Genomic DNA, 12,781 nt, shown 5'->3' with positions numbered 1-12,781 from the left:
TCAATATCCTCGATCACGACGACATGGGCCGCCGCTCATGGCGACGGCCCATGTCACATAGCGTGCCCCGGCGAGGGCGGCTTCAGCTCTCGCCGAGCTCCTGATCGAGATCATCCGGATCCGTATGGCGAATGTCGAGTCCCTTGACCAGGTAGACGACATACTCGGCCAGGTTGTTGGCGTGGTCGCCGACACGCTCCAGGGCCCGCAGGATCCACATGATGCCGAGTACCGGCGAGATCGAACGAGCATCCTCCATCATGAAGGTCATCAGCGAACGCATGGCCGTCTGGTATTCGTTGTCGACCTGCTCATCCTCCTGTACGACCTGCAGGGCCAGCTCGGTGTCGAAGCGGGCAAAGGAGGTCAGGGCGTCGCGCATCATGCGACGCACATGCTCACTGATGATGCGCACTTCGACGAACCCACGTCCGCCGACATTGTTGTCGATGAGTTCGATGGCATTACGGGCGATCTTGCTGGCTTCGTCACCGATGCGTTCCAGATCGGAGGCGGCACGGATTACCGCCAGCACCAGGCGCAGATCGGAGGCGGCAGGCTGGCGTCGAGCCAGCACGCGGGTGCACTCGTCGTCGATCTTGATCTGCATGTCGTTGACGGCGCGGTCATTGTCCACGACCCGTTCGGCCAGCGAGGAATCGCCCTCGAGAAGAGCGCTCACGGCGTCCTGCACCTGCTTTTCGACCAGACCGCCCATGGCCATCAGGTGGGTCTTGAGTTCCTCGAGCTCATGATTGAACTGGCGAGAGATATGCTGGCTGTGAATGTCACTGGTGATGTCCATGAGACTCTCCTGGGAGCAGGGCCATCAGGCCATGCGTCCGGTAATGTAATTCTCGGTACGCGCAAGGCGCGGATTGGTGAACAGCGTGTCGGTGGGGGCATACTCCACCAGTTCGCCGTCCTGCAGGAAGGCGGTGTAGTCCGAGACCCGTGCCGCCTGCTGCATGTTGTGCGTGACCAGCACCAGGGTCAGGCTCGACTTCAGGTTGCGGATCAGTTCTTCAACCTTGAGCGTGGAAATCGGGTCCAGTGCCGAGGCCGGTTCGTCGAGCAGCAGTACTTCGGGCCCCACGGCCAGGGTACGGGCGATCACCAGACGCTGCTGCTGGCCACCGGACAACGACCAGGCGGAGGCCCGCAAGCGGTCCTTCACCTCATCCCACAACGCCGACGAGCGCAGCGCCCATTCGACGATGTCGTCGACCCGCCGCTTGGGCATCCTTCCCTGCAGCCGCAGCCCGAAGGCCACGTTGTCATAGATCGACATGGGGAAGGGATTGGGCGCCTGGAAGACCATGCCCACCCGACGACGCAATTCCGCCACGGCGACCTCGGGAGCATGAATGTCCTGCCCCTCGAGGCGGATGGTACCTTCCCATGTCACATCCTCGTTGAGGTCATGCAGACGGTTGAGCGCACGCAAAAGCGTCGACTTGCCACACCCCGAAGGACCGATGAAGGCCGTGACCCGATGGCGCGGCACCCGTAACGACAGGTTGGCGAGCGCTGGCTTGTCGCCGTAGCGCAGGCCGAAACCACGAATCTCCAGGCTCGTGACATCGGGACTGAAATCGATGAACGCTCCCGGAGAAGAACGCGTCTCCTGCATGACAGTCATCAAGGTTCCCCTTGGCGCGATGATGGCACCTCACTATTTCGACAGGGTGCCATGGCGCGATCTCAAATGGTGACGCAAGAATATTGCAGTCAGGTTAAGCACCAGGATCACCAGGACCAGCAACAATGCCGTGGCATAGATCAACGGCATCGCTGCCTGAACATCGCCGCCATGAAAGGCGGCATCGAAGATGTGGTAGCCCAGATGCATGAACTTCCTATCAAGATGGAGAAAGGGGAACTCGCCGTCCACCGGTACCTGGGGCGCCAGCTTGGCGACCCCGACCAGCATCAACGGCGCGACTTCGCCGGCGGCCCTCGCCACCGCCAGGATCACGCCGGTCAACATGGCCGGCATCGCCATCGGCAGCACGATCCGCGTCAACATCTCGAAGCGGGTCGCTCCCAGCGCCAGGGCTCCCTCCCGCTGACTCTCGGGGATGCGTGCCAACCCCTCTTCGGTGGCGACGATCACCACCGGCAACGTCAACAGCGCCAGCGTCAATGACGCCCACAGCAAGCCGCCGGTGCCGAAGGTCGGCGATGGCAGCGACGACGAGAAGAACCAGTCATCCAGGTGGCCGCCAATGCCATAGACGAAGACACCAAGCCCGAAGACGCCGTAGACGATGGACGGCACGCCGGCCAGGTTGCGCACGCCGATGCGCACCCAGTGCGTCAATCGTCCCTGGTGGGCCACCTCGTTGAGATAGACTGCCGCCAGCACACCGAACGGGGTCACGAAGATCGACATCAGCACCACCATCAATACCGTACCGAAGATCGCCGGCCAGACACCGCCGGCCGTGTTGGCGGCACGCGGCCCCTCGGAGAGAAAGCGCCAGACGCCTTGGCTCCAGGCAACGACCTTCTCGCCCACCCCCATGGCATTGGGTTGAAGCGCATCGGTCACTTCCGTCAGCGGCTGGCGAAGCTGTCTGCCGTCGACGGTTTCCAGGATCAGGATATCCTTCGGCAAGGCAGCCTGCTGCTCACGCACCTGCTCCTGGGCCGCCGAGAGCCTTTCCCGTTCCAGCTCGGACGCCTCGCCCGCCTCGAGGCGAAGCACCAGAGGACGAATGACCTGGTGTCGCAATCTTTCGATCGAGGCCCGATGCTGTTCGAGCGCCGTCAAGCGCCGCTCGAGAGCCGGCCAGGCCGATTCACCCGAGATGCGCTCCCCCGACTCGGTCTCGACCGCCTCGAGACGACCGATGAACTCACTCCAGCGCCGCCGCTCCAGAACCACCAGATCGGAGGGATGGCTCACCTCGCGGATCTCGTCCAGGTCCACCCAATCCCAGATGGCACCATCCAGATCCCGGTTGCCCGTACGATACAGTCGCTCTCGACCGTCGCCACCCGGTAGGGGCGACTCCTTGACCGCCCATCCGGCCAACTGGCGGCCATCGTCCAGGGCCACCAGAGACACCTCGGCCGGCCAGAAATGGCCAAGCCCCCGCACCGCCAACAGCCCCAGCAGCAGCGCCAGCAGCGCCAGCGATGTCGCGACGCTGCCGGCAGCCAGCCAGGCCCAGGGCCCCTCGCTGCGTGCCGCCCGTCTGGATGGACGTCGCCAGGTCATCATCAGCCCAGGCCCTCCATGCGACGGTAACGCCGACGAAGCCGTGACCTGACCACCTCGGCCAGCGTATTGACGCAGAAGGTGAAGACGAACAGCAGCAAGGCCGCCAGCAGGAGCAAGCGGTAATGGGTTCCGCCAGGCACGGCCTCGGGCAGCTCGATGGCGATGCTCGCCGCCATCGAGCGCAGGCCATCGAGCGGACTGGCAGTCATCAGCGCAGTATTCCCGCTGGCCATCAGCACGATCATGGTTTCTCCCACGGCCCTGCCGGCGCCGATCATCACTGCCGACAACACACCCGGACCGGCCGCCGGCAGCACCACCTTCCACAAGGACTGCCAGCGTGTCGCACCGAGCGCCTCTGCGCCTTCAACGAGTGACTTCGGTACACCCGACAAGGCATCCTCGGCCAGCGCATAGATGCTGGGCATGACCGCAAATCCCATCGCCATGCCGACGATGATGGCATTGCGATTCGCATAATCCAGCCCCAGAGACACCTCCAGCCAGGCACGCAGATCGCCCCCGAACCACCAGGCTTCCAGCACGGGTGACAGCCAGGACGACAGAAACCAGCACACCAGCAACCAGGGCAACAGCCATAATGCCGCCCACCCCATCGGCAGGGGGCGACGCCATCGGGCGCCGAGGCGCGCCCACAGACCACCGGCAAGCAGCAGTCCCGAGGGCAGCATGACCAGCAGCGTCAGACCCAGCGCCAGGTGATCGTCGAGCCAGGGTGCCAACACCAACCCGGCCACGAAACCGATGACCACACCCGGCATGGCCTCCATCAGCTCCAGGGTCGGCTTCAAGCGGGCCCGCAAGCGACGCGACATGAACAGCGCCGAGTGTGCCGCCGCTCCCAGCGCAAGCGGCACGGCAATCACTAGTGCCCAGATCGCCGCTTCCAGGGTTCCCCAGACCAACGGCAGCATGCCGAAGCGAGGTTCGCCTCCCCCCTCGGGCATCGCCGGCTGCCAGCGATGTACCGGTACCTCATGGCCCTCGTAAGCCTGGGGCAGCCACAGCGTTTCCAGGTTGATCCGGGGCGCATCCGATGAGGACCAGAACAGCGGCACCACCTCCACCGCCAGAAAGACGCCGATGGCCATCACCGCCGCGATCACCCCGATGCCACCGGCAGTGATCAGCGCCGTGGCCAGGCGGTCACGGGTCTGACGGAAATGCCGGCGTACAGGGGGCGGTGAAGGCGTATGTTGCATGCTGGGTCCAGAGCGGAATAAATGCGGTAGCGAAAAAATACGACAGTGTCATGACAATGCAGTGACAACCGTCAGGAACCCAGTGGTTCCAGACCGAGATCGCGGCGTTGACGTTCCAGCACCGCCTGCGGCAATGCGACGAATCCCAGCTCCTCGACAATCGCCTGTCCCTCCGGCGACAGGACCAGATCGAGAAAGGCACGTTCGACCTCGGGCAAGGCATTATCCGGGGGGAGATTCACGTAAAGCCGCAGATCGCGCGTGAAGGGATAATCGCCACTCCGCACCGCCGACGGCTCGGGCCGATGCACATTGCCATCGTCATCGCGCAAGGCCACCGAGTGCACGCCGGGGGTCAGGTGGTTGAGGCCGGCATAACCGATCGCCCGCGGGTCGGAAGCCACCGCTGCGACCACGGCGGCAGAGCCCGGATGCTCGCTGACGTCGGGGCGAAAGGCGCCATTGCACAAGGCTTCGCGCCGGAACAGTTCATGCGTCCCGGAAACCGCATTTCGCCCGTGCGGCATGATGTGTCCCTGGATATCGCCTTCGATCAATGCTGACCAACGATCCATGCTGTCATCCGCACCGCATCGACGACCATCCGAAAAGATGGCATCCAGCTCGGGGCGGTCAAGGCTGCGCAGAGGATTGTGACGATGCACCACCACGACCAGAGCATCGCGCGCCACCACCAGGGCTTGAGGCGGATAGCCGTAATGGCGTTCGAACGCCGACAGTTCGACCTCGGTCATCGGGCGCGACATGGGGCCCACCAGGGTGGTGCCAGCCGTCAATGCCGGCGGCGCGCTGGCCGAGCCGCTGGCCTGGAGTTGCAGGCGCATGCCCGGATGCTGGCGTGCCAATTGCTCACCCCACCGCAACATCAGGCCCGCCATGGTATCGGAACCCACGGTACCCAAGGTGCCGACGGGCTCCTCGGCCAACGTGGGCGTGGCGCAGACGAAGCCCACGACCAGCAAGGCGACCCGAAGGCGTTGGCGAATGGCGGATAGCATGCGTCCTCCCGGTGGAACAAGCGGCTGGTGAGCCGGCCCGCGTCATGATGCCGCAAAAGGTGGAGTGACCACGACCTTGCCGTTTATCATGGCTTGCCGTAATAGGATAACGCCACTCGCGCTCCCCCTATCCACAATAACAACCCAGGCATCACGACCCATGAGCGAACTCGATGATATTCCAGCACCGCGCGGTCAGTTGGCACTGAAGCTGACCGCCCGTCGCCAGGACACCAACCTGCACGGCGACATCCCCGGTGGCTGGCTGGTCGGCCACATGGATCAGGCCGCCGAACTGACCGCCAGCCGTGAAGCCCATGGTCGAACCGCCACCGTTGCCATCGAGGCCATGGATTTTCTCTGCCCCGTCCGCGTGGGCTCGGTCGTCAATATCTTCACCGAGATCCGCGAGATCGGCCGCAGCTCGATCAAGATCGATGTCGAGGTGTGGAGCCACGCCCTACAGGATCGCAACCCCGATGAACTGCACAAGGTCACCGAGGCTCGTTTCGTGATGGTCGCTCTGGACGACAAGGGCCGCATCCGGGCCGTGCGCCAGGGAGACAACTAGAGACAAGCGCGGCCACCGTCATCGGCTCATGCGGGCTTATCCCAGCTGTTTTTCCCGGGCCTTCAGATAGGCAAACTCGCCCACATCGGTGAAGGGACGCACCTTCTGCTGGAAGGTGCGATAGGAGTCATACACACGACGTGACGCCTCGTCGCTGTCGATCTGCTTCTGCAGTACCTCCCGGGAAGACTCGTGCAGTGCCGACATGACATCGTCGGGGAAGGAGCGCAACTTGACGCCGTGCTCATCGACCAGCGTCTTCAGCGCCTCGGCGTTGCGCAGCGCGAACTCGCTGATCATGGCCAGGTTGGAGGCCCGCGCCGCTTCCGTCACCACCGCCTTGAGATCATCCGGCAACGCCTTCCAGGCATCCAGATTGACGGTACCCTCCAGGACGGCGCTGGGCTCGTTCCAGGCTGAGGTATAGTAGTAATCCGCCACCTGGTGCAGACCGAAGGCCAGATCGTTGTACGGCCCGACCCAGTCGGCCGCGTCCAGCACCCCGGTCTGCATAGAGGTGAAGATTTCGCTGCCGGGCGTGGTCATGGTGGTCACGCCGATGCCGCTCATCGCCTCTCCGGCCAACCCGGGCAAGCGCAGCTTGAGCCCCTGCATGTCGTCCAGCGACTTGATTTCCTTCTTGAACCAGCCGGCCATCTGGGTGCCCGTATTGCCCACCGGGAAGGGCTTGAGATTGTGCTCGGCATAGACCTCGTCCCACAGGGACTGGCCATCACCATTATACAACCAGGCGTTGGTCTCGGTGGTGGTCATGCCGAAGGGCACGGCGGTAAAGAACTGGGCGGCGGCGACCTTGCCACGCCAGTAATAGGAAGCAGAATGCCCCATTTCGGCGGTGCCGGCCGAGACCGCATCGAAGACCTCCATGGCCGGTACCATTTCTCCGGCGCCATGGACCTTCACGCGCATGCGTCCGCCCGACATGCGTTCGATGCGCGCGGCGAAATCGTTGGCCCCGGTGCCCAGGGCAGGAAAATTCTTCGGCCAGGACGTCACCATGTTCCAGGTGATGGTCTCCTGCGCACTGGCGGTGTTGACGAAGGGGGCGGCGACGACGCCTGCTGTGCCGGCACCCAGGGTCTTGAGACTGGTCTTGAGAAAGTTGCGACGCTCCATGGCGAGGGCGGCTCCTTGGTGGTCTTTTTTATGTATCGTGCCAGGCGGCACCGTGTCCGACAGGCAGTATGCGCGAAGGCCGATTTCATCGGCAAGCGAACCACTGGCGCCACCCATTGTCGCGAACGCAACGATGCATCAGGGCTTGTGCCTTTCTACAAGGGCGTCCTACCAGGGCATCAACTACAGCGGCGTCAGCTTGGCGAAGCCCAGTACCAGCCATTTGTCGCCCTCTCCTTCGAAGCTGACCTGGACACGGGCACGCTCCCCCTCGCCTTCGGCGTTGAGAATCACGCCCTCGCCAAAGACCGGGTGACTGACGCGCTGGCCAAGCGACAACGACGGCAAATCCGCCCCGCCCTCGACGCCATTCTGCTGCAGACCCGGCGAAGGCCGCGAGGTGGTGACGGGACGCGAGACCTGGCCACGTAGCCTGACCTCTTCCATGAAGCCTTCGGGCACCTCGCGCAGGAAACGCGACGGTCGCTGGAAGGTCTCCTTGCCATGCAGCCGACGCAATTCGGCGTGGGTGAAGTAGAGCTTCTTCATGGCCCGTGTCATGCCCACATAGCAGAGCCGCCGTTCCTCCTCTAGCCGGCCGGGCTCTTCCATCGACATCTTGTGCGGGAAGAGGCCTTCCTCCACGCCGGCCATGAATACCACCGGGAATTCCAGCCCCTTGGCCGAGTGCAACGTCATCAATTGCACGCAATCCTCGAATTCATCGGCCTCGTGCTCACCGGCATTGAGAGCTGCCTCGGCCAGAAAGGCTTCCAGGGCAGCCATGCCCTCGCCGGCTTCCACGCCATCGAGGGTCTCGCCCTGGGTGAAGGCCTTGGCCGCGGTCACCAGCTCCTCCAGGTTCTCGACCCGGGCCTGGCCCTTCTCGCCCTTCTCGTTGCGGTGATGCTCGACCAGCCCGGTGCGTTCGTTGACGCGATCGATGATCTCGTGGAGCGACAGCCCCGCGGCCTCGTTGTCGAGCTGCTCGATCAGATCGGCGAAGGCCTTCAGCGACGAGACGGCCCGACCGCGCAGGCTGCCATCCGAGGTCGCATCGTGCAGGGCCTGCCAGAGCGAATCGCCGGTCTGGCGGGCCCGGTTGCGCAGGGTTTCGACGGTGCGAGTACCGATACCCCGAGCCGGTACATTGATCACCCGCTCCAGAGAGGCATCGTCATCGCGATTGAGCAACAGGCGAAGATAGGCCAGGGCATTCTTGATCTCCAGACGCTCGTAGAAGCGCTGACCGCCGTAGATCCGATAAGGCACGCCTTGGCGAATCAGCGTTTCCTCGATGACCCGCGACTGGGCGTTGGAACGATAGAGAATGGCGATCTCGCGGCGATTGATGCCTTCGCCAACCCGCTCGCGAATGGTGTCGACGATATAGCGCGCTTCGTCGAGGTCGTTGAAGCCGCCATACACCGAGATCAGCTCGCCATGGTCCCCGGCCGTCCACAACTCCTTGCCCATGCGCTCGGCGTTGTAACGAATCAGGGCATTGGCGGCGTCGAGGATCACACTGGTGGAGCGATAGTTCTGTTCCAGACGCACCAGCTTGGTGTCGGGAAACTCGTTCTCGAAGCGGCGGATGTTCTCGATGCGCGCCCCGCGCCAACCATAGATCGACTGATCGTCGTCGCCGACGACGGTCATCGGCGTACGCATGCCGGTGAGCAGTTTCAGCCAGGCATACTGCAGCGTATTGGTGTCCTGGAACTCGTCGACCAGCACATGACCGAAACGCTCCTGGTAATGGGCCAGCAAGGCGGGATTGTCGCGCAGCAGCTCCAGGCTGCGCAGCAACAGCTCGCCGAAATCGACCAGCCCACCCCGCTCGCAGGTCAACTGATAACGCTCATAGAGCTCGACCATCTGCGACAGGTAGGCATCGCCATGCGCATCCACCTGATGGGGGCGCAGGCCTTCTTCCTTGCATCCCGAGATGAAGGACTGCACCTGACGCGGCGGATAACGCTCGTCGTCGATGTTGTAGTCCTTGAGCAGGCGCTTGATGAGGCGTAGCTGATCGTCGCTGTCGATGATCTGGAAATGCTGCGGCAGGCGGGCATCCTGCCAATGGGTGCGCAACAGGCGATGAGCGATGGAGTGAAAGGTGCCCACCCAGACATGGCGCAGTGAAATGCCCAGCAGTGCCTCGAGACGCGTGCGCATCTCCCGGGCCGCCTTGTTGGTGAAGGTCACCGCCAGCACGGCATAGGGCGAAAGTCTCTCGGCCTGCATCAGCCAGGCGATGCGATGCACCAGGACCCGCGTCTTGCCCGAGCCCGCGCCGGCCAGCACCAGCATGTTGCCTTGGGGAGCACTGACGGCCTCGCGCTGGGCCGGGTTCATCTGATCGAGGATCGCCGTGACGTCGTCCATGGGGAAGGCATCGCTGCTCGGAAAATGGAGCAACAGCTTATCATACGCTGGAAGCTGGAAGCTGGCCCCTCGAACCCCGGGTCAAGCGTTGTCTTCCCGCTTCAAGCTCATGGCGTAAAGCTCCTGAGTCGGCTATGCCGGCTCAGGACTCGCCCTCTTCCGGAAAACGCAGCGGGTTGAGGCTTCGCTTCACCGCCTTGAGCTGTTCGGCGAGTTTCGGCCCTCGGGTCTTGGCCACGCCCACTGCCAGAACATCGACCAACACTAGATGGGCGATGCGTGAACTCATGGGCGTATAGATCTCGGTATCCTCGTGCACGTCGATATACAGCGGCAGGGTCACCTCAGCGGCCAGAGGCGTGTCGCTCGGGCACAGGCCAATCACCGTGGCGCCGGCCTCGCGTGCCAGGCGCACACTCGCGACCAGCGCCTTGGTACGGCCGGTCTGGGAGATCGCCACAACCACATCGCCTTCCTTGAGGGTCGCCGCCGACATGTTCTGCATGTGCGGATCATTGTAGGCAGCGGTGGAGATCTGCAGGCGAAAGAACTTGTGTTGGGCATCGAAGGCCACCGCCCCAGAGGCGCCAAAACCGTAGAATTCGACACGGTTGGCCATGGCCAGCGCATTGATTGCCTGACTCAGCGATTCGTTGTCCAGCCGGTCACGCACCGAGAGCAAGGTCCCGACGGTGGAGTCGAATATGCTCTGGGAGAATTCCGCCACCGAGTCGCTGTCGTTCATCGAGAACTGGGCGAACTGACTGCCGGTCGCCAGCATCTGTGCCAGCTTGAGCTTGAAATCCTGAAAGCCGTTGCATCCCAGCGCTCGGCAGAAGCGCACCACCGTGGGTTCGCTGACCTTGGCCTCGGTAGCCAGATCGACGATGCGCATGTGGATCACTTCTTCGGGGTTGCGCAACACGAAACGCGCCACCTTCTGCTCGGAGCGACGAAAGTGCTCCATGCGGCGTCTCATTTCATCGAACAGGCCAAGGCTCACGCGGACACTCCTTGTTTCGGCTAGCGGGCGTCCTTTCGGCGTCCCGCGCATAGGTTGAAGATCTTGTATTCACAGTATGCCCCAAGCCGTTCGGCAATGCGCACCCAGGGATTCATCGGGCCACTGCCACGACATCGGTTGACGTTACGTCATCATTCTGTCAAGTGGGGTATAGTAAGAAGTGCAGTGTCGCGCAGCGTCCAGGATGCCGGCACATTCACTGCAGACAGGAGAGTCGATCATGCGTAAAGCCGAACGGTTAACTTCCGTCAGGAGCGAACTTCTCGACATCTTCATGAGCATGGAAGTCAGCGAGCACGAGCAGCGCTCCCGCAGCGCAGCCCAGCGCAATCTTCGTGCCCGGCGCGGTATCGAGCTCCACGAGGAGTTCAAGCGCCTGAGCCAGGACATCGCCGAGCTTCCCGAGGACGAACCGAACGACGACATGCACTGATCGCCAACTGCCCGACATCCGGTGCCAGGCACCAACGTAGAGCCCCGCCGAAGCGGGGCTCTAGAGAGGCGTCACTCTCGATGACGCGGTACCACCGGCCCTTCAAAGGCTGGAGATGAACACCACAATCACGCCCAGTGGCGCAATGAAGCGCGATACCAACGTCCAGACCTTGGCACCGGTATCACCCAATCCCAGCTCCTGACGCACGCCTTCACGATCCAGTACCCAGGCGACGAAGATGATCGCCATCAGGCCCGTCAACGGCAGCAGATACTTGCTGGTCAAGACGTCGAGGAAGTCGAAGACGTTGAAGCCGAGAATCAGCACGTCACTCCATACGTTGAAGGCGAGCAAGGCGGCAACGCCCAGAACCCAGGTCGCCACTCCGGCCACCAGGGTCGAGCCGACACGCGACAATGGCGTGCGCTCCTCGACGAACTCCACCACGGGTTCCAGCAGCGAAATTGCCGACGTCAGGGCGGCGAAGGTCAACAGCAGGAAGAACATCAAGCCCAGGATGACGCCGCCTCCCATGTTGCCGAAAGCCAGCGGCAGGGTAACGAAGATCAGTCCCGGTCCGGAATCCAGATCGAGGCCATTGGCGAAGACGATGGGGAAGATCGCCAGGCCGGCAACCAGGGCCACCACGGTATCGAGGATGATCACCGTGCGGGCAGTCTTGAGCAGGTTGACCTCCTTACCCAGATAGGAGCCATAGGCCATCATGATGCCCATGCCCAGCGAGAGGGTGAAAAAGGCCTGCCCCATGGCAGCCAGCACGACACCGCCATTCAGAGCGCCGAAATCGGGATTGAACATGAACCCGAGTGCTTCACCGAAGTGACCGGTGGTCATGCCGTAGCCCACCAGTACCAGCAACAATACGCCCAGCGCAGGCATCAGGGTACGCACAGCACCCTCCAGCCCCTTGGTCACGCCGCGAGCGACGATACCGATCACCAGCAGCATGAAGACCGAATGCCCCAGCAACAGAAGCCCGGGGTTGCCCAGCATGCCGTTGAACAATGCACCGATGCCATCGGCATCCTGGCCGCTGAAGGCGCCGGTCACCGAGCTCAGGGTGTAATACAGTGACCAGCCACCGATCACGCTATAGAACGACAGGATAAGGAAGGCCCCGAGAATGCCGCTGATGCCCACGATCATCCAGATACGTGGCTGCCCCACTGACTTGGCCAGGTCAGACATGGCATTGGCCGGATTATTCTGGCCACGGCGACCGATCAGCCATTCCGCCACCAGGACCGGTAGCCCCACCAAGGCGATACACAGCAGGTAGACCAGCACGAAGGCAGCGCCACCGCTGTCGCCCACCATGTAGGGAAATTTCCAGATATTGCCCAGGCCGACCGCGGACCCCGTCGCCGCGAGGATGAAGGTCAGCCGGGATGACCATTGTGCGTGGGAGAGTTTCGACATGTTTCACCTTGAGAGTGCGTGTCGTCATCGATCGATCGGATGCAATGACGGCGTTGTGCTTGTAGTCGTCACGTCCGCGGTGCATCGGATCACGAACCACCGCTTTCAAGGGCATGACAGGTGCCGAGCAGGATCGCTGCCAGGACGGCGTCCCGCCACCGTTCGTACAACGTAACGGGAACCTCGAGGGGCGCAGACAAGATCACCCTGGATAAGAGTGAATGCCCGCAATACCCCGTGGCAAGTGACGATCAAGCCGTAAAAATATCCGATCATACGCTTGATGGCCAGCCATCGACATGCCGTGTCGCTTG

At 62.8% G+C, this 12,781-nt stretch carries 11 protein-coding genes; 2 read left to right on the top strand and 9 right to left on the bottom strand.

Annotated elements, in window-relative coordinates; translation table 11 throughout:
* Window positions 1-82 precede the first annotated feature (82 nt).
* The 5 genes from phoU to A9O65_RS08525 all read right to left on the bottom strand — a co-directional run bounded on the left by phoU (window position 83) and on the right by A9O65_RS08525 (window position 5,471).
* Complete coding sequence (gene phoU, locus A9O65_RS08545) at window positions 83-805, bottom strand: phosphate signaling complex protein PhoU (protein WP_064699955.1); 723 nt, start codon at window positions 803-805, stop codon at window positions 83-85.
* Between the two features lie 24 nt (window positions 806-829).
* A complete protein-coding gene (pstB, locus tag A9O65_RS08540; protein ID WP_064699954.1) occupies window positions 830-1,642 on the bottom strand; it encodes a phosphate ABC transporter ATP-binding protein PstB in 813 nt (270 codons plus the stop codon).
* 33 nt (window positions 1,643-1,675) lie between these two features.
* Window positions 1,676-3,229, bottom strand: coding sequence for a phosphate ABC transporter permease PstA (gene pstA / locus A9O65_RS08535; RefSeq protein ID WP_064699953.1), 1,554 nt, complete (start codon window positions 3,227-3,229; stop codon window positions 1,676-1,678).
* A complete protein-coding gene (locus tag A9O65_RS08530) occupies window positions 3,229-4,452 on the bottom strand; it encodes an ABC transporter permease subunit (protein ID WP_064699952.1) in 1,224 nt (407 codons plus the stop codon). Before A9O65_RS08530 ends, pstA begins: the two co-directional genes overlap by 1 nt.
* 71 nt (window positions 4,453-4,523) lie before the next feature.
* A complete protein-coding gene (locus tag A9O65_RS08525) occupies window positions 4,524-5,471 on the bottom strand; it encodes a phosphate ABC transporter substrate-binding protein (protein ID WP_064701867.1) in 948 nt (315 codons plus the stop codon).
* A gap of 160 nt (window positions 5,472-5,631) precedes the next feature.
* On the opposite strand from A9O65_RS08525, the gene A9O65_RS08520 reads away from it, so the two are divergent.
* Window positions 5,632-6,042 (top strand): acyl-CoA thioesterase, encoded by a 411-nt coding sequence (locus A9O65_RS08520; protein WP_064701866.1) that lies wholly within the window; start codon window positions 5,632-5,634, stop codon window positions 6,040-6,042.
* Window positions 6,043-6,078: 36 nt separating this feature from the next.
* Here A9O65_RS08520 and A9O65_RS08515 read toward each other — a convergent pair whose 3' ends face one another.
* From A9O65_RS08515 to hexR, 3 genes are all read right to left on the bottom strand, one after another.
* Window positions 6,079-7,179 carry a TRAP transporter substrate-binding protein gene (locus A9O65_RS08515; RefSeq protein WP_064699949.1) on the bottom strand — a complete coding sequence of 367 codons (1,101 nt, stop codon included), beginning with the start codon at window positions 7,177-7,179 and terminating at the stop codon, window positions 6,079-6,081.
* A gap of 183 nt (window positions 7,180-7,362) precedes the next feature.
* Window positions 7,363-9,567 carry a DNA helicase II gene (gene uvrD, locus A9O65_RS08510; RefSeq protein ID WP_064701865.1) on the bottom strand — a complete coding sequence of 735 codons (2,205 nt, stop codon included), beginning with the start codon at window positions 9,565-9,567 and terminating at the stop codon, window positions 7,363-7,365.
* 142 nt (window positions 9,568-9,709) lie between these two features.
* Window positions 9,710-10,570: a transcriptional regulator HexR gene (hexR, locus tag A9O65_RS08505; protein ID WP_064699947.1), complete on the bottom strand. Its 861-nt coding sequence runs from the start codon at window positions 10,568-10,570 to the stop codon at window positions 9,710-9,712.
* Between the two features lie 241 nt (window positions 10,571-10,811).
* On the opposite strand from hexR, the gene A9O65_RS08500 reads away from it, so the two are divergent.
* Window positions 10,812-11,024: a PA3496 family putative envelope integrity protein gene (locus A9O65_RS08500; protein ID WP_064699946.1), complete on the top strand. Its 213-nt coding sequence runs from the start codon at window positions 10,812-10,814 to the stop codon at window positions 11,022-11,024.
* Between the two features lie 102 nt (window positions 11,025-11,126).
* On the opposite strand, the gene A9O65_RS08495 is transcribed toward A9O65_RS08500, so the two are convergent.
* Entirely contained in the window at window positions 11,127-12,467 is a 1,341-nt protein-coding gene (locus A9O65_RS08495; protein ID WP_064699945.1) for a sodium-dependent transporter, read from the bottom strand.
* Between the last annotated feature and the right edge of the window lie 314 nt (window positions 12,468-12,781).

Source organism: Halomonas caseinilytica, assembly GCF_001662305.1.
In the GTDB taxonomy this organism is placed as follows: Bacteria; Pseudomonadota; Gammaproteobacteria; order Pseudomonadales; family Halomonadaceae; genus Halomonas; species Halomonas caseinilytica.
The sequence above is the reverse complement of the archived record's forward strand: the minus strand, read 5'-3'. Positions and strand labels throughout refer to the sequence as shown.